Raw genomic sequence first — 25,092 nt, 5'->3', positions numbered from 1 at the left:
CTAGGTCCCTTCGTAAGGTCTGCGTAAAGCATTTCCGATACGAGACGGTGCCGTATCGAAATGACTCTAATGTGGTCGTCATGACAACTTCCGCTCCTCCGCTCGAACGACGAGTACCCGAGGCGGTGCACCGGCGCCGCTGGGCGATCCTCGGCGCGCTCATGCTGAGCCTGCTGATCGTGGTGCTCGACAACTCCATCCTGAACGTCGCGATCAAGACGATCTCGACCCCGGCGCCCACCGGCCTCGGAGCCACCCAGGGTGAGCTGGAGTGGGCCATCAACGCCTACACGCTCGTCTTCGCCGGTCTCCTGTTCACCGCGGGCCTCCTCGGCGACCGGCTCGGCCGCAAGAAGGTGCTGCTCGCCGGTCTCGCCGTCTTCGGCATCGGTTCCGCGCTGGCCGCCGAGTCCGGCTCGCCGGTCCAGCTCATCGTGTTCCGTGCACTGATGGGCCTCGGCGCCGCCTTCGTGATGCCCGCCACGCTCGCCGTCCTGATGAACGTCTTCGAACGCGACGAGCAGCCCAAGGCCATCGGCATCTGGGCCGGCGGCGTCGGCCTCGCCATCGCGATCGGCCCGATCACCGGCGGCGTGCTCCTCGACCACTTCTGGTGGGGCTCGGTCTTCCTGATCAACGTGCCCATCGTGATCCTCGCGATCGGCCTGATGATCTGGCTGGTCCCCGACTCCCGCGACCCGAACCCGGGCCGTCTGGACCCGGTCGGCGTGGTCCTCTCGATCATCGGCCTGGTCCTGCTCGTCTACGGCATCATCAAGGGCGGCCAGCTCGCCGACTTCACCGACCCGCAGGTCCTCGCGACCATCGGCGCCGGTCTCGCCGTCCTCGTCGGCTTCGTGGTGTTCGAGAAGCGCAGCGACCACCCGTCCATCGACGTCACGTACTTCAAGAACAAGGTCTTCTCGGCCGCGATCTCGGCCATCGCGCTCGTCTTCTTCGCGCTCATGGGCGTGACCTTCTTCTCCGTCTTCTACACCCAGAGCGTGCGCGGCTACTCGCCGCTGCAGACCGGTCTGCTGATGCTCCCGCTCGCCGTGGCGCAGATCATCTTCGCCCCGCGCGCCCGGCTCGTCGTCGACCGCTTCGGCAACCGCGCCACCTGCACGGCCGGCCTGGTGATCATCGCCGCGATGCTCGCCGCGTTCGCCACGCTGGAGGCCGACACCCCGATCTGGCTCCTCGAGGTCATCTTCTTCCTGATGGGCACCGGCATGGCGCACATCATGACCCCGACCAGCGTCGTCATCATGCAGGCCCTGCCGCGCGAGAAGGCCGGCTCCGCGTCCGCGCTGAGCAACACCTTCCGCCAGGTCGGCGGCGCCCTCGGCATCGCGGTCCTCGGCTCCGTCCTCTCCACCGCCTACCGCAACGGCATCGAGGACAAGCTCTCCCTCGTCCCGGCCCCGCTGCGGCACACCGCGGGCGAGTCCATCGAGGCCACCCTCGGTGTCGCAGCCAAGCTCGGCCCGCAGGGCAAGGCCCTCGTCACCCCCGCGAACGACGCGTTCCTGCACGCGATGCACGTCACCGCCCTGTGCGGCGCGGGTGTCGCGGTCATCGGCGCGGTGGTCGTCGCGCTGTTCCTGCCCGGCCGCCCCGCGGCCCCGCAGGAGAGCGGCGACGAGGCCGAGCTGGTGACGGCCGACCTCGGACAGGACTGACACCGGCGTACGCGACCGTGGGCACCCCCGACCCGGGTGCCCACGGCGGGCACCTCGCGCCGCGGGCCCGCCACCGCCGTGAACGGGGGAGAATGACACCTGGTCAACGATGGGAACGGAGTTCGACGTGAGCCTCGCGGACAGCCGAGACAGGCAGGTGTGCCCCGGTCGGGGACGTCCCCGCAGCGAGGCGGTGGAACGCGCCATCATCGAGGGCGTGATGAAGCTCCTGGAGGACGGCGTCCCGCTCGCGGACATCTCCATCGAGCGGCTGGCACGCACCGCGGGCGTCGGCAAGGCGACGATCTACCGCCGCTGGAGCGGCAAGGAGGAACTCTTCGTCGACGTCCTGCGCGGTGCCGAGCCCGCCGACCCCGAACTCGACGGCGTCTCCATGCGCGACGACCTCGTCGTGCTGCTGGAGTCGCTGCGCCGGCGCGGTCTGGTCAGCCGCTCCTCGGCGATCCTGCACAACGTCTACGCGCAGATGAAGTCCAGCCCCAAGCTGTGGGCCGCGTACGAGGCCACGGTCATAGCGCCGCGCCGCCAGATGGGCTTCGAGGTGCTGCGGCGCGGACAGCAGAACGGCGAACTGCGCGACGACGTCGACATCGAGCTCCTCAACGACATGTTCGTCGGCCCCATGCTCGTCCGCTCCGTCATGCGCCCGGACACCGAACTCCCGGAGGACCTCGCCGAGCGGATCGTCGACACGCTGCTGGAGGGCCTGCGCCCCGCCCGGCCGTGACAAGAACGGTTTCTGACGGGGTGAATGTGCGCGTTTCGTCACAGAGGCCGCACGTCGTGCCAGGATGCGGAACTCCGGGCACCGACTTCTACGTCCCCTTGCCTGTACGGCCGTCCCGGACGGCGAGAACCACACCGGACATCCCCTAGGGTCTTAGTCGAGGGGCAGACGGTGCGCACGGCATTTTGTGAGGCGACGGTATGGCGCAGGCGTATATGACGGAGACGGGCAGCGACGGCCGGGGGCCGGAACGCAGAGACTCCCGGCTCCGGCGCCTGCTCGACGGCTGGCGCGGCGACCGCGGCATCTGGCGGCGCGGGCTGATCCTCGCCGCCCTCGCGCTGCTGCTCGCCCTGGTGATGCTGACGCACGCGCGGATCCCGAACCGGATCGGCAACCTCGGCAGTCTCACAGAGACGTTCCTGCCGTGGCTCGGGGTGTTCATCCCGGTCCTGCTGGTCCTCGCCTTCGTGCGGAAGTCCGCCGTGGCCCTGATCGCCGTGGTGCTGACCGGCGCGGTCTGGCTGAACCTCTTCGGCGGACTGCTCACCGACAAGACCGGCGCGGGCGGCGATCTGACGGTCGCCACCCACAACGTCAACGCCGACAACCCGGACCCGTCCGGCACCGCCCGGGACGTGGCCGCCTCCGGCGCCGACGTGCTCGCCCTGGAGGAGCTGACGGCGTCGGCGGTGCCGGTGTACGAGGAGGCGCTCGCGTCCACGTACAAGTACCACTCGGTGCAGGGCACCGTCGGGCTGTGGAGCAAGTACCCGCTCACCGACGTGCGGCCCGTGGACATCAAGCTGGGCTGGACGCGCGCCATGCGGGCGACCGTGACGGCGCCGGCCGGCCGGGTCGCGGTGTACGTGGCCCACATGCCCTCGGTGCGGGTGAAGATGAAGGCCGGGTTCACCGCCCGGCAGCGCGACAAGAGCGCCAACGCCCTGGGCGAGGCCATCGCCGACGACTCGCTGCAGCAGGTCGTCCTGCTCGGTGACCTCAACGGCACGATGAACGACCGGGCGTTGAACGCCGTCACCTCGCAGATGCGGTCCACGCAGGGTGCGGCGGGCAGCGGCTTCGGGTTCAGCTGGCCGGCCTCGTTCCCGATGGCCCGGATCGACCAGATCATGGTCAAGGGCGTCGAACCGGTCAGCTCCTGGACCCTGCCCGAGACCGGCAGCGACCACCTCCCGATCGCGGCCCGCGTCAAGATGGACGCCACGGCCTCTTAACCCGCCCGGAATCGCCTTTCAACCTCCTGGAACACTGGGCCCGGCAGACTTTGTTCACCGGCTAAACTTAATAGCCGGTGCTCCACCGACCGTCCGCGCACATCGCCGTGCGCGGACGCGCCCGTACCCGCGCGACCTCCCGCAGACCGCCGCGCCCGTACGCGTCCCGCTCCGCCCCAGCTCCTTCGAAAGGCATCTCATGCCACTGGCCCTGCTCGCCCTCGCCGTGGGCGCCTTCGGCATCGGCACCACCGAGTTCGCCATGATGGGCCTGCTGCCCGACGTCGCGGGCGACCTGGGCATCTCCATCCCGGCCGCCGGACACCTGGTCTCCGCCTACGCGCTCGGCGTCGTCATCGGCGCCCCGCTGCTCGCCGCGGCCACCGCCCGGATGCCGCGCCGCACGGTCCTCATCGCCCTGATGGGTCTCTTCGTCGCGGGCAACGCGCTCTCCGCGCTCGCCCCCGACGAGAACTGGCTGCTCGCCGCCCGATTCCTCAGCGGTCTGCCGCACGGCGCGTTCTTCGGCGTCGGCGCCGTCGTCGCCACCGGGCTGGTCGCCCCCGAGCGCAAGGCCCGCTCCGTCTCGCTGATGTTCCTCGGCCTGACCGTCGCGAACGTCGCCGGAGTCCCCGCCGCCACCCTCGTGGGGCAGCACCTGGGCTGGCGGGCCACGTTCCTCGGTGTGAGCGCGATCGGCCTGGCCGCCATCGCCTCGCTGTACCTGCTGATCCCGCGGACGCCCGGCCACACCTCGGGCGGCGGTCTGCGCGGCGAACTCACCGCCCTGCGCCCGCTGCCCGTCTGGCTCGCGCTGGGCACCACGGTCACCGGCTTCGCGGCCCTGTTCTCCGCGTACAGCTACATCACGCCGATGCTCACCGACGCCGCCGGATACGCCGAGGGCAGCGTCACACCGCTGCTGGCGCTGTTCGGGGTCGGCGCCACGGCCGGCAACCTGCTCGGCGGGCGGCTCGCCGACCACGCGATGCGCCGCACCCTCTTCGGCGGCCTCGCCTCGCTGGTCGCCGTGCTCGCCGCCTTCCCGCTGCTGATGCGCACCGAGTGGAGCGCGGCCCTGGCGGTGGTGCTGCTCGGCACGGCCGCCTTCGTCACCGGCTCGCCCCTCCAGCTCATGGTCATGGAGAAGGCCGCCGCCGCGCCCTCCCTCGCGTCCTCCGCCAACCAGGCCGCCTTCAACCTCGCCAACGCGGGCGGCGCGTGGATCGGCGGGCTCGCCCTGGCGGCGGGCTTCGGCGCGACGGCACCGGCGACCGCCGGAGCCGGGCTCGCGGTCCTGGGGATCGGGGTGGCGGGCGCGGCGTACGCGGTCGACCGGCGCCGCGCGAAGCGGCCGGCCGGGCCCGCGCGAGTGATCGCCACACACGTGCCCGACCGGCAGGAGGCCCTGCACCACTGAGCACGACCCCCGGGTCCCGGGGAGGCCCCGGGACCCGGAAGGGGAGGCCCCTCGGGGGAGTTCGGACTTCCGGCAAGTCCCCTGCCTCCGGCAGATCTTCGAGTTCCGGGAAGTCCCTGGCCTCCGGGAAGTGCCGGGCTCTCGGGAGGTCCCGGGTCCCCGGAAGGACTTCGATGTCCGGGCGGCCCGTAGTTCGGCAAGTCCCGTGCCTCCGGCCGGTCTTCGGGGTCCGGGAAATCCAGCCCCCTGACGTCTCCTAGGCCTCCGGCCGGTCTTCGGGGTCCGGGGTGTCGAAGCGGGCCAGGTCGCGGAGCCACGTACGGGACGAACTGTCGGACGGTGCGCGCCAGTCGCCGCGCGGCGAGAGCGAACCACCGGCCGAGACCTTCGGCCCGTTCGGCATGGCCGAGCGCTTGAACTGCGCGAACCCGAAGAAGCGGCGGCAGAACACCTCGAGCCAGCGCCGGATCTCGGGCAGGTCGTACGCGCGGCGCTCGGCCGCGGGGAAGCCGGGCGGCCAGGCACCCGCGTCCGGGTCGTGCCACGCGTGCCAGGCCAGGAAGGCGATCTTCGACGGCCTGAAGCCGTAGCGCAGCACGTGGAAGAGGGTGAAGTCGTGCAGGGCGTACGGGCCGATCTTCGACTCGGTGGACTGCATCTCCTCGCCCGGCACGAGCTCGGGGCTGATCTCCGTGTCGAGGATCGCGGCGAGCGTCCGGCCGGTGTCCTCGCCGAACTGTCCGGTGCCGATGACCCAGCGGATCAGATGCTGGATCAGCGTCTTCGGGACACCCGAGTTGACGTTGTAGTGGCTCATCTGGTCGCCCACGCCGTACGTGGACCAGCCGAGCGCCAGCTCCGAGAGGTCGCCGGTGCCGAGCACGATGCCGTCGCGCTGGTTGGCGAGCCGGAACAGGTAGTCGGTGCGCAGCCCGGCCTGCACGTTCTCGAAGGTGACGTCGTACACCGGCTCGCCGGAGGCGAAGGGGTGGCCCATCTCCTTCAGCATCAGCCGGGCGGTCGGGGTGATGTCCAGTTCGGCGGCGGTGACCCCGAGGGAGCGCATCAGCTCGTGCGCGTTGCCCTTGGTGTGGTCGCTGGTGGCGAAGCCGGGCAGCGTGAAGGCGAGGATGTCGCCGCGCGGGCGGCCCGCCCGGTCCATCGCGTGCGCGGCGACGATCAGCGCGTGCGTCGAGTCGAGACCGCCGGACACCCCGATGACCACCTTCGGGCCACCGATCGCCGCGAGCCGCTGCTGGAGGCCCGCGACCTGGATGTTGTAGGCCTCGTAGCAGTCCTGGGCCAGCCGCTCGGGGTCCGCCGGCACGAACGGGAAGCGCTCGACACGGCGGCGCAGGCCCAGGTCGCCGGACGGCGGGTCGAGCCGGAACGACAGGGTCCGGAAGTCGGCGGTGCGGGTGGTGTGGGTGCGCCGGTTGTCGTCGAAACTGCCGGTCCGCAGCCGCTCCTGGCGCAGCAGGTCGAGGTCGACGTCCGCGACGGCGAACTGGTCGTCGAGCGGGAAGCGGTCGGACTCGGCCAGCAGCGCCCCGTTCTCGTAGATCATCGTCTGGCCGTCCCAGGACAGGTCGGTGGTCGACTCGCCCAGTCCGGCCGCCGCGTAGACGTACGCGGCGATGCAGCGCGAGGACGCCGAACGGCACATCAGCTTGCGGTCCTCGGCCCGGCCGACGGTGATCGGGCTGCCGGAGAGGTTCGCCAGGACGGTGGCACCCGCCAGGGCAGCCTCGGCGCTCGGCGGCACCGGCACCCACATGTCCTCGCAGATCTCCGCGTGCAGCACCAGACCCGGTACGTCCTCGGCGGCGAACAGCAGGTCCACCCCGAACGGCACGGACTCGCCGCCCACCCGGATGGTGCCGCCGCGCTCGTCGTCGCCCGCGGCGATCTGCCGGCGCTCGTAGAACTCGCGGTAGTTCGGCGGGTACGACTTGGGCACGACACCGAGGACCCGGCCGCGGTGCACGACGACCGCGCAGTTGTAGATCCTGTTGCGGTGGCGCAGCGGGGCGCCGACGACCAGGACCGGCAGGAGCTGCGCCGAACCCGCGACCACCGCCCGGAGCGCCTCCTCGACCTGGTCGAGCAGCGCGTCCTGCATCAGCAGGTCCTCGATCGAGTAGCCGCACAGGCCCATCTCGGGGAAGACGGCGACGGCGACGCCCTCGTCGGCGCACGCGCGCGCCTGGCGCAGGACCGCCTCGGCGTTGGCGTGCGGGTCCGCGATGACGGTGTGACCCGTGCAGGCGGCGACGCGCGCGAAGCCGTGCTGGTAAAGGGACCGGAAGTTCAGATGAGGCACGCGGTCAGTGTAATCGTCAGAGCGACGCGATGGGGGGCGAGGGGTGTCCGGGGCGGCCCCGGGAACGAGCGACGCGCCCGCCTCTCCCGGGGAGAGACGGGCGCGTCGTCGGTGAACGCCGGTCAGCGACGGCTGAACGACTCGACGTAGCCCGGGGCGGGCGAACCCACACCGGTGACGTCGTCGTAGCCCTTCACGGCCTTCAGCGAGCTGTCCTGGCCGAGGCTGCGGACCGAGGTGGCCACACCGTCGGCCGCGTCGAAGCCGTTGACGAAGTCGACACGGGCCACGGCGTACTGCTTGCCGCCGGGCGTGTCGGTCACGTCGTGGTACGCCTTCGAACCGGCCTTGGCGTAGATCGACGGGTTGGCGAAACCGATCGCCTTGCCGCCGCGCGCCTCCTGGGCGAGCGCCTGGACCGCCGCGATCACCGGAGCGGCCAGCGAGGTGCCGCCGATGCGGTACTCGCTGTACTGCTCGGTCCCGTCCGGGAAGGTCTGCGTCTGGCCGACCTTGAATCCGGTGTTGGGGTCGGCGATCGCCGAGATGTCCGGGACGACCCGGTTGCCCGCCGCGTTGTTGGCCTTGGCCAGCGCGTTCGGGACGACGCCCTTCTGGTAGTAGGGCTGCGCCACGGTCTTGCTGGTGCCACCGCCCGCACCCGAGGTGAACGCGCCCGGGAACCCGGTCCAGCTCTTGCCGTCCGCGGACAGCGTGGCCTTCTCGGTGCCCCAGCCGGTCTCGAACAGGTACGTGTCGTTCTTGCCGACCGCCAGCGAGGTACCGCCGACCGCCGTCACCCACGCCGAGTTGGCCGGGGTGTCGACCTGCTTCGTACCGGTGTTGGCGACCTCGTCGCCGTTGTCGCCGGAGGAGAAGTAGAAGCCGATGCCCTCGACCGCGCCGAACTGGAACGTCTGGTCGTAGGCCGCGGCCAGGTCCGGGGTCTGGTTGGCCTCGATGTCGCCCCACGAGTTGGAGACGATGTCGGCCAGGTGCCCGTCGACGATCTTGTTGAGCGAGTCGAGCAGATCGTCGTCGTAGCAGGAACCGGCACCCACGTACGTGATGCTCGCGCCCGGCGCGACCGCGTGCACGGCCTCGACGTCGAGGGTCTCCTCGCCGTACCAGCCGGCCGCCCCGCACTCCTCGGTCTTCGTGTACTTCTTGGGCAGCACCTGACGGAGCTGACCGCTGGAGTACGCGGCGTCGCCGTGCTTGGCGGCGTAGGTGGCCGCGTCGAAGGCGATGGTCGGGGAGGCGTACGCGTCCGTGATGGCGACGCGCACGTTCTTGCCGGTGCGCTTGCCCGCCCCGTACGCGGCGCGGAGCTGCTTGCCGGTGTAGCCCTGGACGGCGTACGGGATCTTCGTTCCGTACGCGTCCGGCAGGGTGCTCGCGGTCTTCGAGCCGTAGTACGAGGAGAACGGCCCGGAGTTCTTGAACACCGCGTCCGGAGGAGGCAGTTGATCGGCGTGCTGCGCCTTGTGCGGGGCGTTGTCCAGGCCGGTGACGGTCAGGACGGCGCCGTTCAGGGCGGCGGGCGCGGAAGCCGTCTTCGACGGCGCCCGGTAGACCTTCTTGCCCTTGGTGTAGTTGTGGAGCTGGGTGCCGAACGCCTTCTCGGCGGCGGCGACGTCACCGGTGACGGAGACGTAGTGCTGCGTCGTTCCGGTGACCTTCAGGCCCGCCGACTTCAGCCAGGTGGTCACCGCGGTGACCTGGGCCTTGGTGGCACCGAAACGCGTCTGCGCCTTCTTGGCGCTGAGGTACTTCCCGTACGAAGCCGAGTGCGGGTCGGACACGGCCCTGGCGTATGCCGCCAGGCCCTTGGCGTCCCGTCCGGCGAGGTACACCCGGGCCGAGACCTGGGAGGCGTCGGAAGCCGCTCCCTTGTCCGCGTGGGCCGTGGCCCACGCGGGCTTGGTGCCCGCGAGCGTGACTCGGCTCGGGCCGTCCGCGGCGGACGCCGCGGGTATGCCGAGCGCCAGCGCGCCGGCGAGCAGGGGCAGGGTCGCCGCCAGGCTCACTCCGGCGCGCGCGGTGGCGCGGTTGGATCTCATAGAACCCCCTGCGATGCGATTCGTCGCATGTAGTGGTTGCGGTGATCCGCGCGAAAAGCCCCACGTCCTGCCGGAGCGTGAGGAATGGATCACAGATGGGGGCCACTCTTACGGTGAACCGTTCATGCCAGGGGAATGAACAACCCAAGGAAAGACCAAGTGGCGGCAATTGGCGATCATTTGGGTCGGTTTGCCGCACACCCTCGCCCAGATTCGAGGGTTTTCCCTCTGTCCCCCTCCGGGCTCTGTAAAGAGGTCCCCGGATTCTGTAAGCGGATCGAGTCCCCGAGGCGTGTCAGTGGTGTGAAGCAGCTCGAGTTCGAAGACTTCTACCGGAGCGGACGGGACGTCTGCCTGCGGGCGGTCCTCGCCGCGGTGAGCGACCGAGCGCTGGCCGAGGACCTCGTGGCCGAGGCGTTCGCACGGGCCTGGGCGGCCTGGCCCCGGGTCCGCGGCCATCCCGCGCCCCGCGCGTGGATCGTCCGGACCGCGCTCAACACCCGTGTCTCGTGGTGGCGTCGGCACCGTCGCGAGGTCGGGTACGGCGACCACGACGGCCGGGAGGCCGCGGCCGTCGAGTCGGGCGGCGCCGGAATCGATCCCGCCCTGCTGGCCCTGCTGCGCGAACTGCCGCGCAGACAGCGGGAGGTCGTGGCCCTGCGGGTCTTCCTCGACCTCGACACGGCGACCACGGCGAAGACGCTCGGGATCGCTCCCGGGACCGTGACCGCCCATCTCGCACGGGCCGTCGGGACACTCCGCGGCCAACTCGTCACCCTCGACACACCGGAGGCAGGATCATGAACGCCACCCACGACGACAGGGACGTCCTCGACGTCCTGCGGGGTTCGCTCGACGACATCACGATGACGGTGCCCGTCGAACGGATCGTGGCCGAGGGCCGCGCGGTCCGCCGGCGGCGCAGGCGGCTGGCCGTCGCCGCCGTCGGAGTGACCGCGGCCGCGGGCCTCGCGCTCGGCGCACCCGGCTACGGCCACCCGGCCACCGCGCCGCCCACGGGCGCGGACACCGAGGCCGTCGCGTTCACCGTCGCCAAGCGGGCGGACGGCAAGGTCGCCGTGACCTGGACCAAGGAGCAGTACTTCAAGAACCCGGCCGGACTGCAGAAGGCGCTGCGCGAGGCCGGATTCCCCGTCCTCGTGAAGACCGGGGTGTTCTGCAAGGGCCCGGACGACCACACGCAGGTCGACCGGCACGGCTCGGGGGCCGGGGTCGAGCGGGTCGTGGAGCGGGAGCGGCGCGACGACGGCACCGTGGTCTTCGTGTACGACCCGGCGGCCATGCCCGCCCACACCCAGCTCTTCATCGGCTATCTGGACCGGGCCCAGCTCGCCGTCACCCACGGCCGGCCCGGCTCGATGGAACGGCTCGTCCCCACCGGTGTTCCGCTCAAGTGCGGTACGGACTGGAAGGGCTGACGGTACGTCGGCGGAGCGCACCGGCAGAACCTGACGGGTCCGGGACACCACCCCGGACCCGTTCCGCGCACCTGTTCCGGACCCGGTCGGTGTGCCCGTCCCCGGACCCGGTCCGCGCGCCTGTTCCGGGACCCGGTCGGTGCGCCCGTCACCGGACCCGTTCCGCGCACCTGATCCGGGACCCGGTTGGTGCGCCCGTCACCGGACCGTTCCGGACTCCCGTCCCCGGACCGTTCCGAACTCCCGTCCCCGAGCCCGCCCTCGAGCCCGTCCGTGCGCCCGTCCCCTGGCCCGGAGGGCTCTAGTCGCGGGCCTTCGCGTCGCGGGCCTTCAGCATGTCGGCCATCAGCTTGATCTCCGACTGCTGGGCGTCGACCATGCCCTGCGCCAACCGCTTCTCCACGCCGACCGTGCACTTGGCGACACAGCCCTCGGCCATGTGGATGCCGCCCTTGTGGTGGTCGGTCATGAGCTGGAGGTAGAAGACCTCGGCCTGCTTCCCGTTGAGCGTGCCGAGCCGCTTCATCTCGGCGTTCGTCGCCATGCCCGGCATCAGCGAGCCGTCCTTGCCGGAGGACATGTCACCCATGCCCATCCAGGTCATCGGCGCGTCCGCGGACACCTTCGGCAGCTCCCACAGGTCGAGCCAGCCGAGCAGCATGCCCCGCTGATTGGCCTGCGTCTGTGCGATGTCGTACGCGAGACGCCGTACCTCCACGTCCTTGGTGCGGTCCCGCACGATGTAGGACATCTCGACGGCCTGCTGGTGGTGGACCGCCATGTCCCGGGCGAACCCCGCGTCCGCCGAGTCGGCGGCGGGCGTGCGCGTCCCGGAGTCGCCGCCGCCGTCGGCGACCGCGTACGTGATCGCCCCGGCCGCGACGAGAACGGCCGCCGCGGCCCCCGCGATCCACCCGACGTGCCTCACTGGGACAGGCCGTTGGTGCAGGCGGCGCCCGGCTCGGGAGTCTGCTTGCCCTGCACGAACTCGGAGAGGAACGCGTCGACGTTCTTGTCGCTCGCGCCGGTCACCGAGCGCTGCTTGCCCCAGGCGCTCAGCATGATCGGGTCCTTCTGGTCCTCGACCGGGCTCATCAGCGTGTACGGGGTCTTCTTGACCTTGGCCGCGAGCGCCTTCACGTCGGCCTCGGACGCCTTGCTGTTGTACGTCACCCACACCGCGCCGTGCTCCAGGGAGTGCACGGCGTTCATGGGGTTCACGGCCTTGGCGTAGACGTCGCCGTTGCAGTTCATCCAGACCTGGTTGTGGTCACCGCCGACCGGCGGCTCCATCGCGTACGACACGGTCTTGGTGACGTGGTTGCGCGACAGCGTGCCCTTCCAGGTCTTCACCCCGTCCGCGCCGGTGACGAAGTGCCCCGACGCCTGCTTCGCGTCGCTCGCCGTGTCCTTCTTGCCGTCGTCGGACTGCGACTGGACGAGCACGACAGCACCGGCGACGAGGCCGGCGACGACGACCGTGCTCGCCGCGATCACGAGGAACCGGTTGCGCCGCTCGCGGGCGCGCTCGGCACGGCGCAGCTCCTCGATACGGGCCTGGCGCGATCCGGTGCTGGTGTTCTTGGCGGAACCCATGGTGAGTCCTTATGAGGATGGGGCGGTCGGGTGCGCCGATCGTAATCGGACCCCGTGCGGCGTCGGCAGGGAGGGCACAGGAATGGCCCAGGGACTGCACGGGATTGGCCGAAGAAGGGGGTGGACGCGGGCGGGGAGCTGTGCGTGGGCGAGGAGCTGTGCGCGGGCGGGGGGATGTGCGCGGCACCCGCTCGGGCCGACGGGCGGCGGAGCGGGGCCGGACGACCGGGAGGCGGGGTCGGCCGGTGGGAAAGTGGGTCGGCCGGAGGCGAAGCGGCTCGGCCGACCGGTCCTGCCGATGGCGAAGCGGGTCCGGACGTGCCCGGAATGAAAATTTGAACCGGAGATGCGCATTACCTACCCTGGCGGGTATGCGGTTGCTGCGCTCCACCGACCTGGCCCTTCGCGTCCTGATGCGACTGGCCGTCGCCGACGGCTCGACGCCCACCACGCGCGAGGTCGCGGACGGCATGCGGGTCCCCTACACGCACGCCGCCAAGGTGGTCGCCGAACTCCAGCACCTCGGGCTGCTCGACGCCCGGCGCGGCAGGGGAGGCGGTCTCACGCTCACCGAGAAGGGGCGCGGGGAGTCCGTGGGGGCGATCGTGCGCACCTTCGAGGGGGAGGGCGACGTCGTCGAGTGCGAGGGTGACACGCCCTGTCCGCTCGTCTCGGCGTGCCGGCTGCGGGGCGCCCTGCGGCGGGCCCAGGAGGCCTTCTACGCCTCGCTGGACCCGCTCACGATCGCCGACGTCGTCGCCGAGCCGACGGGGCCCGTACTGCTGGGCATCAGCCGAAGGCCGTAGCGGTCCGGACCGGTGGGCCATGTCGACCGCCTGTGGTCCCGGGGCGTGCCGACCCCGTGCTGCCTCGGATCCGGTCAGCGCTGGGCCAGCCAGAGGTCCGGGCCGAACACCTCGTAGTGGATGTCGGACGCGGGCACGCCCTTGGCGAGGAGCTGGGTCCGTACCGCCCGCATGAACGGCAGCGGACCGCACAGGTAGGCGTGCGTGCCCGGCCGGACGGTCACTCCGGAGAGGTCGACCAGACCGGTCCGCTCGGCGGGGTGGCCCGGCTCGGGCCGCTCGTACCAGAAGTGCGTCTCCGCGTCGGCGAGCTTGCCCGCGAACGCCTCGTGGTCGGCGCGCAGCGCGTGCTCGGCGGGGGAGCGGTCGGCGTGCACGACGGTGACGGGGGCCTTGTGGCCGGAGATCGCGAGCTGCTCCAGCATGGCGATCACCGGGGTGACGCCGATGCCCGCCGAGGCGAGGAACAGCGGGGCGTCCGTGTCGTCGAGGACCAGGTCGCCGTACGGCGCGGAGACCTGAAGGAGGTCGCCCTCGCGGACGTGGGCGTGCAGATGGCCGGAGACCTCGCCCTCGGGGCTCGTCACGCCGTTCTCGTCGGCGCGCACCCGCTTGACGCTGATCTGGCGCACCGGGGAGCCGGGCGCGCTGGAGAGGCTGTACTGGCGGATCTGCCGGGCGCCGTCCGGGAGTTCGACGCCGACGGAGACGTACTGGCCCGCGCGGAAGTCCGGCAGGGGCGCGCCGTCGGCCGGGCGGATCCGGAAGGTGGCGACGTCGTCGGTCTCCTCGACGCGTTCGGTGACCACCCAGGGGTGCAGGGAGCCGTCGTCCGCGTTCTCGTCGTACAGGCGCTTCTCGATGGCGATGAGGGCGTTCGCCATGAGCCAGTAGACCTCGTCCCAGGCGGCGGCGACCTCGGCGGTGACCGCGTCGCCGAGGACCTCGACGATGGCGGCGAAGAGGTGCTCGTGCACGACCTTGTACTGCTCGGGCGCGACGCCCAGGGAGGCGTGCTTGTGGGCGATGCGGCTCAGCATCGCGTCGGGCCGCTCGTCGGGGTGCTCGACCAGATGGGTGGCGAAGGCGGCGATGGATCCGGCCAGGGCCTGACGCTGAGTGCCGGCGGCCTGGTTGCCGCGGTTGAACAGGTCGCGGAGCAGTTCGGGGTGGGCGCTGAACAGCCCGCCGTAGAAGCGCTCGGTGATCTCGCCTATGGCGGCGCCGACGACGGGGAGGGTCGCGCGCACGGTGACGGCGGATTGTTCGGACAGCATCAGGACTCCTCAAAGCCGGGGCGGGAGCGGTGGGTTGCGCCGCTCCGCATGGATCGCACACTAATAAAACTTGCATCTGAGATGCAAATTAAAGCGCCGGGGAGGGGTGGGTACCGGCCGGGCCTTACGGGTGGGGGTGTGAGCAGGCAGTATGTGCGACAGAGCAGGACACCTGCCGTACGCGAGGCGTTCAGGCCGAGGTCGCCCGGCCGATCATGGTCCGCAACGCGCATGAAATGGTGTTGTGGTGGGATGCTCAGGTGCGCCGATCGTCTTCGAGGCGTGGGAGCAGGCGGCCTGACCAGCAAGGATGGGGAAGCGGAAGATGGACAAGCAGCAGGAGTTCGTGCTCCGGACGCTGGAGGAGCGTGACATCCGGTTCGTACGTCTGTGGTTCACGGACGTACTCGGCTTCCTGAAGTCGGTGGCCGTGGCCCCGGCCGAGCTGGAACAGGCCTTCGACGAGGGCATCGGCTTCGACGGCTCGGCCATCGAGGGCTTCGCCCGCGTGTACGAGTCCGACATGATCGCCAAGCCCGACCCGTCCACCTTCCAGGTGCTGCCCTGGCGCGCCGAGGCCCCCGGCACGGCCCGGATGTTCTGCGACATCCTCATGCCGGAGGGCTCCCCGTCCTTCGCGGACCCGCGCTACGTCCTCAAGCGCGCCCTCGCCAAGACCTCGGACCTGGGCTTCACCTTCTACACCCACCCCGAGATCGAGTTCTTCCTGCTGAAGGACCGCCCGCTGGACGGCTCGCGGCCCACCCCGGCCGACAACTCCGGCTACTTCGACCACACCCCGCAGAACGTCGGCCAGGACTTCCGTCGCCAGGCCATCACGATGCTGGAGTCGATGGGCATCTCGGTCGAGTTCAGCCACCACGAGGGCGCCCCCGGCCAGCAGGAGATCGACCTGCGCTACGCCGACGCGCTCTCCACGGCCGACAACATCATGACCTTCCGGCTGATCATGAAGCAGGTCGCGCTGGAGCAGGGTGTCCAGGCCACCTTCATGCCGAAGCCGTTCTCGGAGTACCCGGGCAGCGGCATGCACACCCACCTCTCCCTCTTCGAGGGCGACCGCAACGCGTTCTACGAGTCCGGCGCCGAGTACCAGCTCTCCAAGGTCGGCCGCTCCTTCATCGCGGGCCTGCTCCGGCACTCCGCGGAGATCGCCGCCGTCACCAACCAGTGGGTCAACTCCTACAAGCGCATCTGGGGCGGCTCGGAGCGCACCGCGGGCGCCGGCGGCGAGGCCCCCTCGTACATCTGCTGGGGCCACAACAACCGCTCCGCCCTCGTCCGCGTCCCGATGTACAAGCCCGGCAAGACCGGCTCGGCACGGGTCGAGGTCCGCTCGATCGACTCGGGCGCGAACCCGTACCTCGCCTACGCGCTGCTCCTGGCCGCGGGCCTGAAGGGCATCGAGGAGGGCTACGAACTCCCGCCGGGCGCCGACGACGACGTCTGGGCCCTCTCCGACGGCGAACGCCGCGCCATGGGCATCGAGCCCCTCCCGCAGAACCTGGGCGAGGCCCTGGCCCTGATGCAACGCAGCGAACTCGTCGCCGAGACCCTCGGCGAGCACGTCTTCGACTTCTTCCTGCGCAACAAGAAGGCGGAGTGGGAGGAGTACCGCAGCGAGGTCACGGCGTTCGAGCTGCGGAAGAACCTGCCGGTGCTGTAAGCGCAGGTCAGAGGTAATTTCTACCGTCCAGCACGCGGGGCCCACGGTCATCGACCGTGGGCCCCGCGGCTGTCCTCACCACCTCTGGGCCGTCTGTGGGCCGTCCGCCCCCGAAAACGCGACCTCTCGCGGCTCCAGCCACGCCGTCCTCTGTCGAACCGCCGTACAACCCTCGGCGCCCTTCAGGTGTCCAGGACGTGGCCGGACGGAGAAGCTCCGGTCTTTGTCCGTCCGGTTGTCCTAGGAGATCCCACCGTGCGCCAGCGCATCCGCACCTCGCAGCTTCGCAAGCCGGCGGCCTTCGTGGCCGCCGCCGCGTTCGTCGCGGCCGTTCCCGCGGTCGTCGCGGCCCCGGCGTACGCCGATCCGGGCGAGGCCTCCTTGGAGATGTCGACCCTGGCGACCGCGTCGCCCAAGCCGGGCGAGGTGTACGACAAGAACGTCGTCATCACGAACAAGGGCACCGCGGCGGCGGACGGCTTCACCTTCCGGGTCCGGCTGACCCGCGGGCTCGACTTCCCCGAACAGGTGCAGGGCTGCACCTACTCGACCATCGCCGACCAGGTCAGGCAGGCCGTCTGCGAGCTCGACACCGTCATCGCGCCCGGCGCCTCGGTCGAGACGCCCGTACGGTTCAAGGCGCTGCCCAAGGCGCTGATGGAGGAGGTCGAGTACGGCACCTCGGCCACGGGCGCGCTTCCGGGCGAGGGATTCAGCGAGAGCTACCGGCGGCTCGATCTGACCGCCGACAGCTCGGCCGACCTCGTCGCGCTCGGCGAGGACACCGAGGCCCTCGCGGGCGGGCAGCAGTCCATCAACGTGGGGCTCCGCAACGACGGCCCCGGCTGGGTCCGGGTCCAGACGAGCGACGACCAGCCGGCTCTCATGGTGCGGATCCCGAAGGGGACCACCGCGAGCCAGGTCCCCGACGACTGCTCGCCGTTCGGGATCGACGGCCCGAACGCGCCCGGAGGGACGCCGGGCCGTGCCGTCTACGTCTGCACGCCCGACGACCACACCATCGAGGTCGGCCAGACCCTCACGTACACGTTCATGCTGGACGTCGCGAAGGGCACGAAGACCACCGACGGCTCGGTGAAGGTGACGTCCGTGTACGACATCCACCCGGACTTCGACAAGAACGCCGCCAACGACACGGCCAAGATCCACGTCGCCATCCCCACCGACAACGAGGAGGACCCCTCCCCGACGCCCTCCGCCACCTCCCCGGGAACCTCCACCGGCGGCAACGACCACGAGGGCCAGTCCACCGGCGGCTCCGGCGGCTCCGGCGGTACGAGCGGCACGGGCGGCACGAGCGGTACGGGCTCCACGTCGGCCGGCTCCACCACCGGTGACGTCGACGGCAGCCTGGCGAGCACCGGCTCCGACGGCACCCCGGTCCTCGCCGCCGCGGCGGCGGCCACGGCCGTCCTCGGCGGCGGCCTGGTGCTGGCCGTCCGCCGTCGCCGCGCCGGCGCCGGGTCCTGACGCTCCCTGCCGGCCGGGGGGAGTCCCTAGCCCACGTACGCGGGTGACACGGCCGCGGTGCTGACGCGTCGCGGCTTTCCCGTGCCGTCGGACGGCAGCGTCCACAGGTCGGCGCCGTAGTCGCCGGGGAGCGCGTAGACGAGGGTGTGATCGTCGCGCCAGACGACCTGGTCGTCGACGCTGCGGGACTCGGCGAGCGCCGTCTCGTGCCCGGTGCCCAGATCGAGGACGTACAGATGCCAGGGGGCGTCCTTGGGAAGGCCCTTGACGCGCTTCTTGAAGGCGACCCGGGTGCCGTCGGGGGAGAGGGACGGGCACTCGACGTTCGTGTGCAGGGTGGTGACGGTGCGGGCGGCCAGGTCGCCGCGGACGAGGTAGGTCGTGCCGTGCGTGGCCATCGTGGCGTAGAACCCGCGGTCGTCGGCCGTGAAGGTGACGCCCCAGAAGTTGACGTCGGCCGACCGGTAGGTCCTGCCGTCCCTCACCACCCGGTACTCCTCCAGGGACGGCGTCAGCCTCCCCGTACGGGTGTCGACGATCGCGGCCCGGGTGGAGAAGTTCGTGCCCGCGTACGAGTCGCCGCCCACGAACGCCGTCCAGGCGGCGTACCGGCCGCTGGGCGAGACGCGGGCCCGGGACGGGATGCCGGGCACGTCGTAGCGGGCCCTCTCGCGCAGCGAGGCGTCGAGGATCACCGCCCGGTAGGTGTCCTGGACCGCGCCGTGCGCCGCCTGGAGGCACACCCCGGTGCCCGAGGCGGCGTAGAAGCGCAGGCACTTGACCTTGGACGCGACGCGCGGCCCCGACGGGTCGGACGCCGGGACGGACGTCAGCTCGTCGCGGTGCGGGCCCCACGCCATGTTCCGGAACACCAGGCGCCGGGAGTCGGTCAGGGAGACCGGCCCCGCCGTGATCCGCGGGCCGCCCGGCTGTGCCCGGTCGCGGCGGTCCGCGCGGGCCGAGGCGTGCAGCACGGAGGCCGTCGCGACGCCCGCGAGGACGAGCAGGGCCGAGACCAGGACCAGGATGCGGTTGCGCAGCGTCATGCGAGGCGGCCTTCCGGAGAGGTGCGGCGGACGGGGCGCAGGCTCAGGGAGAACAGCGCGCACAGGGCCAGTGCCACGGCGGACGCCATGAGCGCCGTACGGTCCCCCCACGCCGTCCAGGCCGCGCCGAAGGCGAGCGAACAGACGAAGCGAGCCAGTGCCTGACCCGTCTGGACCAGGGCGAGCCCGGACGACCGCAGTTCCTCGGGCACGCTGTCGGAGGCCGCGGCCATGAGCACGCCGTCCGTCGCCGCGTAGAAGCCGCCGTGCAGGAACAGGACGGCGAACGGCAGCGCCGTACCGTGCCAGGACGTCAGCAGCAGGCCGTATGCGAGGAGCAGGGCGCCGTGGCCGGCCAGGAACACCCGCCACCGGCCGGCCCGGTCCGCGAGTCGGCCCAGCGGTACGGCCAGCAGCAGGAACGCGGCGGCGGTGCCGACGGGCAGCAGCGCGAACCAGCGGTCCGGCACCCCGAGTCTGCGCTGGAGCAGCAGGAACATGAACGAGTCGCTGACCGTGGCGAGCCCGAGCAGGAGCGCACACAGCGCGATGCCGCGCAGCTCCCGCCGGCGCAGCAGCGCGAGCGCGGCGCGCAGGGTGGGACGGGGCGCGGCCCGCTCGGCGGGGGAGGAGGCGGTGATGGCGGGGGCGGCCAAGGCGGCGCCGGCCAAGGCGGCGCCGGGCTCGGCAGGTGGCTGCGCGACGGACGCCCCCCGCCCGGGTGGCGTCGGTGGCACGGACGCGGCCCGCGCGGCCGGTGTCTCCCGCACGGAAAGGTCCCGCCCGGCCGGTGTCCAAGCCGTGGGCTTGGCCTCCGCGGCCGACCTCCCCGCCGCGGACGCGGCCCGCGCGGCCGGTGTCTCCCCCACGGACAGGTCCCACCCGGCCGGTGTCCCAGCCGTGGACGTGGTCTCCGCGGCCGGTGCCCCGGCCATGGGCGTGGTCTCCGCGGCCGGCCTCCCCGCCGCGGACGCGGCCCGCGTGGACGGGCCGCCCGGTACGAACAGCACCAGGACCAGGACCCCCACCACGGCCACGCAGAAGCTCACCGTGAACACCGCGTCGTAGCCGTCGACGGTCGCCCGGAGGATCAGGAACGCGACGAGCGGGCCGAGCAGGGCGCCCGCCGTGTCCATCGCGCGATGGACGCCGAAGGCGCGGCCGCGGGTCTCGGGGCTGCTCGACAGGGAGATCAGGGCGTCGCGCGGCGCGGTGCGCAGGCCCTTGCCGGTGCGGTCGGCGGCGAGGACCAGGCCGATGGGGGTCAGGGTCTGGGCCACCAGGAGCAGCGGTTTGCAGACGGCCGACAGGGCGTATCCGGCGCCCGCCACCCACTTGTGGCGGCCGCCGCCCCGGTCGGCGAGATGTCCTCCGGCCAGGCGGACCAGGGCCGAGAAGCCGTTGTAGATCCCGTCGAGGAGCCCGAAGCCGAGCGGGGACAGGCCGAGGCCCGCCACCAGGTACAGGGGGAGCACGGCCGTCACCATCTCCGAGGAGACGTCGGTGATCAGGCTGACCGTGCCGAGCGCCAGCACCGTGGGCCCGACCGCGGTGAGGCGCCGCCCGGCGCGGGGCCGGGCGGCGCTCTCCGCGGACGCCGCCGCTGTCTCCGGTGCACCGGCGCGGCTGTCCGCAAGGTACATGTCAGGACGTCCAGATGCCCGTGATGTCCTTGGCGGAGGCGGCGTTGCCGGCGTGCGAGAGGCCGTGCATGTCCTCCAGCGTGCGCAGCAGGTCGTAGTGGTTGTACGTGGTGGAGGACGAGGAACCGGCGGTCACCTGCTGGCCGTACAGCACGGTCGGGATCTTGTTGCCGGCGAGCCGGTTGTCCTCGTCGAAGGTGACGACGAGCAGGCTGTTGTGGGTCTTGGCCCAGGTGGCGTACGCGCCCAGCTTGTTCTTCAGCCAGGTGTCACCGGTGGACACCGAGCAGTCGTGCATGTCGCTGCACAGGTTCGGGACCACGAAGGAGACCTGCGGAAGCGTCGTGTAGTCCGTCGGGAACTGGGTGAAGGTCTTGGCGCTGGACGTCGGGACGTTGCTGAAGCCGAACCAGGGGTTGTGCTTGCGGGCGTAGTTCCCGCTGCTGCACGTGGTCGAACCCTGGCTGGGCAGCGTCTCGTTGTAGCTGCCCCAGGTCTTGCCCGCGGCGATCAGCTCGGAGGCGAGGTTCGGGGCGGAGGAGAAGCCGGGGGTGTAGCAGCTGTCGTCCGTGATGCCCTGGGTGGAGCCGGAGAACAGGGCGAAGTAGTTGGGCTGGCTCGGGTGCGTCTCGGCGTACGACTGGGAGAGGTTGGCCCCGCCGGTCTTGAGCGAGTTGATGTACGGGGCGTTGGAGGAGCCGATCACCTGGCTGTACGCGTGGTTCTCGAAGACCACGACGACGACGTGGTCCGGGGTCGGGACCGCGGCCGCGGCGTGCGCGGGAGCCGAGCCGGCGAAGCCCGTCCACAGCCCGACCGCGGCCGCGGTGAAGGCGAGGGCGGATGCCACGACGGCACGGCTGCGGGTGTACACGTTTCTGCCGGACACTTCAGACCTCCGGTGGGGGGAGATACGACGGTGGCGGTGCGGACAGAGCATGCGCACGCCAACATTCCCCCGACCCACGCCCCTCAACCGGAGGGGTGAAGATCGGATGAACTGCTGCCGTCAGTGATCACGGGCCAGTTGGCCCAGCACATGGTGCAAGGGCTCCTTCGCCCGGCGGCGGTACTCCTGGATCGCCCAGCCGTTTCCGTCCGGGTCCTTGAAATACATGAAGGTGGCCCCGTCCCGCGGAGCGAACGCGACCGGCTCGCTGACCTCGAGGCCGCGGGCGGTCAGCTCCTCGTACGCCGCCGCGGCGTCCTGCACGCACAACTGCATCCCGTGGTACGTCCCCGGCCGCGGCGTGCCCGTCGGGACCTCGAGCCCGTCCACGAGCGCGATCGAACACCCGGACCCGGGCGGTGTCAGCTGCACGATCCGCACCCCCTCCATCACCTCCCCGTCCAGGTCGACATGGAAGCCGACCTTGTCCCGGTAGAACTCCTTGGCCCGGTCCACGTCGGACACCGGCAGCAGGATCACTTCGAGGGTCATGTCCATGGCTTGACTCCCTTGTCGTACGGCTCATGGCTCTGTCCACAGAAGCCCAGACCGGTGCGGGGCGCCACCCTGGAGACCGGGGTTAGGCTCGCTTCGCACGACCTTGATCCGATGATCCGTGCGGTGAGATCCGACAGGAGGCCGGGATGACGGCGCCGGGGCGCAGGAGCAGTACCTTCACGCGGCTGCTGCGGCACGGCTTCACCGATCCGTCGGCGGCCGAGGGGCTCCTGGAGGGGCCCGAACTGGCACCCGTGCGGTCCGACCCGGTGCTCCTGGACGCGCTGGGCGCCACCGCCGACCCCGACCTCGCGCTGCTCGGACTCGTCCGCCTCGTCGAGGCCCAGGACGGCCCGCCGGCCCAGCGGGAACTCCTCGACACGCTGATCGCCGCCAAGCCGCTGCGGGACCGCCTGCTCGGGGTGCTCGGAGCCTCCGCCGCGCTCGGCGACCACCTCGCCCGGCACCCGCACGACTGGCAGGCCCTCGTCACCTACGAGGCGCGGGACCTGCATCCCGGGGTCGAGGAGTTCGAGCGGGGACTCGCGGGCGCCGCGGACCCCGTCTCGCTGCGCGTCGCCTACCGCCGCTGCCTGCTGTCCATCGCCGCGCGCGACGTGTGCGGCACCACCGACCTCGCCCAGACCGCCGCCGAACTCGCCGACCTCGCCACCGCGACCCTGCGCGCCGCGCTCGCCATCGCCGCCGCCGCCGCGCCCGAGGACGCCGCGCTGTGCCGGCTCGCCGTCGTCGCGATGGGCAAGTGCGGGGGACACGAGCTGAACTACGTGTCCGACGTCGACGTGATCTTCGTCGGAGAGGCCGCCGAGGGCGCCGACGAGGGGAAGGCCGTGCAGGCGGCCACCCGGCTCGCCTCGCACATGATGCGGATCTGCTCGGAGACGACCGTCGAGGGCAGCATCTGGCCGGTCGACGCCAATCTGCGCCCCGAGGGACGCAACGGCCCCCTGGTGCGCACGCTCAGCAGCCATCTCGCCTACTACCAGCGGTGGGCCAAGACCTGGGAGTTCCAGGCCCTGCTCAAGGCCCGCCCGGTCGCCGGGGACCTGGAGCTGGGCGCGGAGTACGTCGCCACGCTGGCCCCGCTCGTGTGGCACGCCGCCGAGCGGGAGAACTTCGTCGCCGATGTGCAGAAGATGCGGCGCCGGGTCGTGGAGAACATCCCGGCCGCCGAGATCGAACGGGAGCTGAAGCTCGGCCCCGGCGGTCTGCGGGACGTCGAGTTCGCCGTACAGCTCCTGCAGTTGGTGCACGGCCGGGCCGACACGACCGTGCGCAGCGGCACCACCCTGGACGCCCTGAAGGCGCTCGCCGCGGGCGGATACGTGGGGCGCGCCGACGCCGTACAGCTCGACGACGCCTACCGCTTCCTGCGGTCGATGGAGCACCGCATCCAGCTCTTCCGGCTGCGGCGCACCCATCTGGTGCCGACGGACGAGGCCGATCTGCGCCGGATCGGACGGTCGCTCGGGCTGCGCGTCGACCCGGTCAAGGAATTGAACCGGGAGTGGAAGCGGCACGCGGCCATGGTCCGGCGGCTGCACGAGAAGCTGTTCTACCGGCCGTTGCTCGACGCGGTCGCCCAACTGGCCCCGGGCGAGGCCAGGCTGAGCCCGGACGCGGCCAGGGAGCGGCTCGTCGCCCTCGGATACGCCGATCCGGCGTCCGCCATGCGCCATCTGGAGGCGCTGGCCTCCGGGGTCAGCCGCAAGGCCGCCATCCAACGGACCCTGCTCCCCGTGCTGCTGGGCTGGTTCGCAGACTCCGCGGACCCCGACGCCGGTCTGCTGAACTTCCGCAAGGTGTCCGACGCACTGGGCAAGACCCCTTGGTACCTGCGGCTGCTGAGGGACGAGGGCGCCGCCGCCGAGAACCTCGCGCGGGTGCTGTCGGCGGGCCGGCTCGCCCCCGACCTGCTGATGCGCGCGCCCGAGGCGGTGGCCCTGCTGGGCGACGGGGAGAGCGGCGGCCTGGAGCCGCGCGGCCGGGCCCAGCTCGAACAGGAGATCCTCGCCGCGGTGCGCCGGGCCGACGGCGGCGAGCAGGCCGTGACCGTCGCCCGTGGGGTCCGGCGCCGGGAGCTGTTCCGCATCGCCGCGACGGACATCGTCGCCAGCTACGGGACCGAGGAGACGCCGGCCGTCGCCGACCAGGGGGCGCTGGTCGATCTCGTCGGCGGCGCGGTCTCGGACCTGACGGCGGCGACGCTCGCGGGCACCCTGCGGGCCGTCGTGCGCGACGGCTGGGGCGACACGCTCCCCACCCGGTTCGCGGTCATCGGGATGGGCCGCTTCGGCGGCCACGAGCTCGGCTACGGCTCCGACGCGGACGTGCTCTTCGTGCACGAGCCCCGCGAGGGCGTGGACGAGCAGGAGGCGGCGCGCGCCGCGAACGCCGTCGTGTCCGAGATGCGGCGGCTGCTCCAGCTCCCCAGCGCGGATCCGCCGCTGCTGATCGACGCGGATCTGCGGCCCGAGGGGAAGTCCGGGCCGCTGGTGCGCACCCTGAAGTCGTACGAGGCCTACTACCGGCGCTGGTCGCTCGTGTGGGAGTCGCAGGCGCTGCTGCGGGCGGAGGTCGTGGCCGGGGACCCGGACCTGGGGAGCCGGTTCGTCGAGCTCGTCGCCCCGCTCCGGTATCCGGCGGAGGGCCTGGGCGAGGAGGCCGTACGGGAGATCCGGCGGCTGAAGGCCCGGATGGAGTCGGAGCGGATGCCGCGCGGCGCCGATCCGACCCTGCACACCAAGCTGGGGCGCGGGGGTCTCTCCGACGTGGAGTGGACGGTCCAGCTCATCCAGCTCCGGCACGGCTGGGCCGAGCCGGGCCTCAGGACGACCCGGACCCGCCAGGCGCTGGCCGCGGCGAGCGCGGCGGGACTGCTGTCGACGGAGGACGCCGCGACGCTGGACGAGGCCTGGGTGCTGGCCACCCGGGTGCGCAACGCCGTGATGCTCGTCCGGGGCCGGGCCGGCGACACCTTCCCCTCGGACGGGCGGGAGCTGGCCGCCGTGGGCCGCTATCTCGGATACGACCCGGGGCACGTCGGGGACATGCTCGACGACTACCGGCGCACCACCCGGCGGGCCCGGGCCGTGGTGGACGAACTGTTCTACGGGGCGGCCCCCGGCGGTCACTGAACGTGACCGCCGCATGGTCGCCCGTCGG

Annotated in this window: 19 protein-coding genes; 10 read left to right on the top strand and 9 right to left on the bottom strand. The window is 71.7% G+C overall.

Annotation, left to right across the window (positions count from 1 at the left end):
* Nucleotides 1-80: 80 nt before the first annotated feature.
* The 4 genes from ACFRIC_RS08295 to ACFRIC_RS08280 all read left to right on the top strand — a co-directional run bounded on the left by ACFRIC_RS08295 (nucleotide 81) and on the right by ACFRIC_RS08280 (nucleotide 5,088).
* Nucleotides 81-1,682: an MFS transporter gene (locus ACFRIC_RS08295; protein ID WP_382781327.1), complete on the top strand. Its 1,602-nt coding sequence runs from the start codon at nucleotides 81-83 to the stop codon at nucleotides 1,680-1,682.
* Between the two features lie 127 nt (nucleotides 1,683-1,809).
* Nucleotides 1,810-2,430, top strand: coding sequence for a TetR/AcrR family transcriptional regulator (locus tag ACFRIC_RS08290; RefSeq protein ID WP_382781324.1), 621 nt, complete (start codon nucleotides 1,810-1,812; stop codon nucleotides 2,428-2,430).
* 200 nt (nucleotides 2,431-2,630) lie between these two features.
* The gene (locus tag ACFRIC_RS08285; RefSeq protein WP_382781321.1) at nucleotides 2,631-3,668 is read left to right on the top strand and encodes an endonuclease/exonuclease/phosphatase family protein; all 1,038 of its coding nucleotides are present in this window, start codon (nucleotides 2,631-2,633) and stop codon (nucleotides 3,666-3,668) included.
* A 199-nt stretch (nucleotides 3,669-3,867) separates the two neighbouring features.
* Nucleotides 3,868-5,088, top strand: coding sequence for an MFS transporter (locus tag ACFRIC_RS08280; RefSeq protein ID WP_382781319.1), 1,221 nt, complete (start codon nucleotides 3,868-3,870; stop codon nucleotides 5,086-5,088).
* Between the two features lie 256 nt (nucleotides 5,089-5,344).
* Here ACFRIC_RS08280 and ACFRIC_RS08275 read toward each other — a convergent pair whose 3' ends face one another.
* Nucleotides 5,345-7,402 carry an NAD(+) synthase gene (locus tag ACFRIC_RS08275; protein WP_382782732.1) on the bottom strand — a complete coding sequence of 686 codons (2,058 nt, stop codon included), beginning with the start codon at nucleotides 7,400-7,402 and terminating at the stop codon, nucleotides 5,345-5,347.
* 131 nt (nucleotides 7,403-7,533) lie between these two features.
* Nucleotides 7,534-9,474 carry a protease pro-enzyme activation domain-containing protein gene (locus ACFRIC_RS08270; RefSeq protein ID WP_382781316.1) on the bottom strand — a complete coding sequence of 647 codons (1,941 nt, stop codon included), beginning with the start codon at nucleotides 9,472-9,474 and terminating at the stop codon, nucleotides 7,534-7,536.
* 303 nt (nucleotides 9,475-9,777) lie between these two features.
* Here ACFRIC_RS08270 and ACFRIC_RS08265 point away from each other — a divergent pair, with 303 nt between their 5' ends.
* Both ACFRIC_RS08265 and ACFRIC_RS08260 read left to right on the top strand, forming a co-directional pair.
* The gene (locus ACFRIC_RS08265) at nucleotides 9,778-10,278 is read left to right on the top strand and encodes a sigma-70 family RNA polymerase sigma factor (RefSeq protein WP_382781313.1); all 501 of its coding nucleotides are present in this window, start codon (nucleotides 9,778-9,780) and stop codon (nucleotides 10,276-10,278) included.
* A complete protein-coding gene (locus tag ACFRIC_RS08260) occupies nucleotides 10,275-10,913 on the top strand; it encodes a hypothetical protein (RefSeq protein ID WP_382781311.1) in 639 nt (212 codons plus the stop codon). Before ACFRIC_RS08265 ends, ACFRIC_RS08260 begins: the two co-directional genes overlap by 4 nt.
* A gap of 301 nt (nucleotides 10,914-11,214) precedes the next feature.
* Here the strand turns inward: ACFRIC_RS08260 and ACFRIC_RS08255 are convergent, their stop codons facing one another.
* Together ACFRIC_RS08255 and ACFRIC_RS08250 are read right to left on the bottom strand one after the other, a co-directional pair.
* Nucleotides 11,215-11,841 (bottom strand): DUF305 domain-containing protein, encoded by a 627-nt coding sequence (locus tag ACFRIC_RS08255; protein WP_382781308.1) that lies wholly within the window; start codon nucleotides 11,839-11,841, stop codon nucleotides 11,215-11,217.
* The gene (locus ACFRIC_RS08250) at nucleotides 11,838-12,509 is read right to left on the bottom strand and encodes a DUF3105 domain-containing protein (RefSeq protein ID WP_382781306.1); all 672 of its coding nucleotides are present in this window, start codon (nucleotides 12,507-12,509) and stop codon (nucleotides 11,838-11,840) included. Before ACFRIC_RS08250 ends, ACFRIC_RS08255 begins: the two co-directional genes overlap by 4 nt.
* A gap of 371 nt (nucleotides 12,510-12,880) precedes the next feature.
* Between ACFRIC_RS08250 and ACFRIC_RS08245 the strand changes: the two genes are divergently transcribed.
* A complete protein-coding gene (locus ACFRIC_RS08245) occupies nucleotides 12,881-13,315 on the top strand; it encodes an RrF2 family transcriptional regulator (protein WP_382781304.1) in 435 nt (144 codons plus the stop codon).
* Nucleotides 13,316-13,389: 74 nt separating this feature from the next.
* Here the strand turns inward: ACFRIC_RS08245 and ACFRIC_RS08240 are convergent, their stop codons facing one another.
* Nucleotides 13,390-14,592, bottom strand: coding sequence for a globin domain-containing protein (locus ACFRIC_RS08240; RefSeq protein WP_382781302.1), 1,203 nt, complete (start codon nucleotides 14,590-14,592; stop codon nucleotides 13,390-13,392).
* Nucleotides 14,593-14,917: 325 nt separating this feature from the next.
* On the opposite strand from ACFRIC_RS08240, the gene glnA reads away from it, so the two are divergent.
* Entirely contained in the window at nucleotides 14,918-16,279 is a 1,362-nt protein-coding gene (gene glnA, locus ACFRIC_RS08235; RefSeq protein WP_382781299.1) for a type I glutamate--ammonia ligase, read from the top strand.
* A 255-nt stretch (nucleotides 16,280-16,534) separates the two neighbouring features.
* The gene (locus ACFRIC_RS08230) at nucleotides 16,535-17,770 is read left to right on the top strand and encodes an LPXTG cell wall anchor domain-containing protein (RefSeq protein WP_382781295.1); all 1,236 of its coding nucleotides are present in this window, start codon (nucleotides 16,535-16,537) and stop codon (nucleotides 17,768-17,770) included.
* A gap of 26 nt (nucleotides 17,771-17,796) precedes the next feature.
* Here the strand turns inward: ACFRIC_RS08230 and ACFRIC_RS08225 are convergent, their stop codons facing one another.
* The 4 genes from ACFRIC_RS08225 to ACFRIC_RS08210 all read right to left on the bottom strand — a co-directional run bounded on the left by ACFRIC_RS08225 (nucleotide 17,797) and on the right by ACFRIC_RS08210 (nucleotide 21,906).
* A complete protein-coding gene (locus ACFRIC_RS08225; RefSeq protein WP_382781293.1) occupies nucleotides 17,797-18,816 on the bottom strand; it encodes a TolB family protein in 1,020 nt (339 codons plus the stop codon).
* The gene (locus ACFRIC_RS08220; protein ID WP_382781290.1) at nucleotides 18,813-20,459 is read right to left on the bottom strand and encodes an MFS transporter; all 1,647 of its coding nucleotides are present in this window, start codon (nucleotides 20,457-20,459) and stop codon (nucleotides 18,813-18,815) included. Before ACFRIC_RS08220 ends, ACFRIC_RS08225 begins: the two co-directional genes overlap by 4 nt.
* Before the next feature lies 1 nt (nucleotide 20,460).
* Nucleotides 20,461-21,348 (bottom strand): alkaline phosphatase family protein, encoded by an 888-nt coding sequence (locus tag ACFRIC_RS08215; RefSeq protein WP_382781287.1) that lies wholly within the window; start codon nucleotides 21,346-21,348, stop codon nucleotides 20,461-20,463.
* 120 nt (nucleotides 21,349-21,468) lie between these two features.
* Complete coding sequence (locus ACFRIC_RS08210) at nucleotides 21,469-21,906, bottom strand: VOC family protein (protein ID WP_382781284.1); 438 nt, start codon at nucleotides 21,904-21,906, stop codon at nucleotides 21,469-21,471.
* A gap of 146 nt (nucleotides 21,907-22,052) precedes the next feature.
* Here ACFRIC_RS08210 and ACFRIC_RS08205 point away from each other — a divergent pair, with 146 nt between their 5' ends.
* Nucleotides 22,053-25,064 carry a bifunctional [glutamine synthetase] adenylyltransferase/[glutamine synthetase]-adenylyl-L-tyrosine phosphorylase gene (locus ACFRIC_RS08205; RefSeq protein WP_382781281.1) on the top strand — a complete coding sequence of 1,004 codons (3,012 nt, stop codon included), beginning with the start codon at nucleotides 22,053-22,055 and terminating at the stop codon, nucleotides 25,062-25,064.
* Nucleotides 25,065-25,092: the final 28 nt, after the last annotated feature.

It is taken from the genome of Streptomyces sp. NPDC056738, from assembly GCF_042790435.1.
GTDB lineage: Bacteria > Actinomycetota > Actinomycetes > Streptomycetales > Streptomycetaceae > Streptomyces.
The sequence above is the reverse complement of the archived record's forward strand: the minus strand, read 5'-3'. Positions and strand labels throughout refer to the sequence as shown.

What these genes read in the sequence shown, in the direction of transcription:
- ACFRIC_RS08295 (WP_382781327.1), top strand. Translation starts at nt 81, where the DNA reads ATGACAACTTCCGCTCCTCCGCTCGAACGACGAGTACCCGAGGCGGTG.
- ACFRIC_RS08285 (WP_382781321.1), top strand. Translation starts at nt 2,631, where the DNA reads ATGGCGCAGGCGTATATGACGGAGACGGGCAGCGACGGCCGGGGGCCG.
- ACFRIC_RS08280 (WP_382781319.1), top strand. Translation starts at nt 3,868, where the DNA reads ATGCCACTGGCCCTGCTCGCCCTCGCCGTGGGCGCCTTCGGCATCGGC.
- ACFRIC_RS08270 (WP_382781316.1), bottom strand. Translation starts at nt 9,474, where the DNA reads ATGAGATCCAACCGCGCCACCGCGCGCGCCGGAGTGAGCCTGGCGGCG.
- ACFRIC_RS08260 (WP_382781311.1), top strand. Translation starts at nt 10,275, where the DNA reads ATGAACGCCACCCACGACGACAGGGACGTCCTCGACGTCCTGCGGGGT.
- ACFRIC_RS08250 (WP_382781306.1), bottom strand. Translation starts at nt 12,509, where the DNA reads ATGGGTTCCGCCAAGAACACCAGCACCGGATCGCGCCAGGCCCGTATC.
- ACFRIC_RS08245 (WP_382781304.1), top strand. Translation starts at nt 12,881, where the DNA reads ATGCGGTTGCTGCGCTCCACCGACCTGGCCCTTCGCGTCCTGATGCGA.
- ACFRIC_RS08240 (WP_382781302.1), bottom strand. Translation starts at nt 14,592, where the DNA reads ATGCTGTCCGAACAATCCGCCGTCACCGTGCGCGCGACCCTCCCCGTC.
- glnA (WP_382781299.1), top strand. Translation starts at nt 14,918, where the DNA reads ATGGACAAGCAGCAGGAGTTCGTGCTCCGGACGCTGGAGGAGCGTGAC.
- ACFRIC_RS08225 (WP_382781293.1), bottom strand. Translation starts at nt 18,816, where the DNA reads ATGACGCTGCGCAACCGCATCCTGGTCCTGGTCTCGGCCCTGCTCGTC.
- ACFRIC_RS08220 (WP_382781290.1), bottom strand. Translation starts at nt 20,459, where the DNA reads ATGTACCTTGCGGACAGCCGCGCCGGTGCACCGGAGACAGCGGCGGCG.
- ACFRIC_RS08210 (WP_382781284.1), bottom strand. Translation starts at nt 21,906, where the DNA reads ATGGACATGACCCTCGAAGTGATCCTGCTGCCGGTGTCCGACGTGGAC.
- ACFRIC_RS08205 (WP_382781281.1), top strand. Translation starts at nt 22,053, where the DNA reads ATGACGGCGCCGGGGCGCAGGAGCAGTACCTTCACGCGGCTGCTGCGG.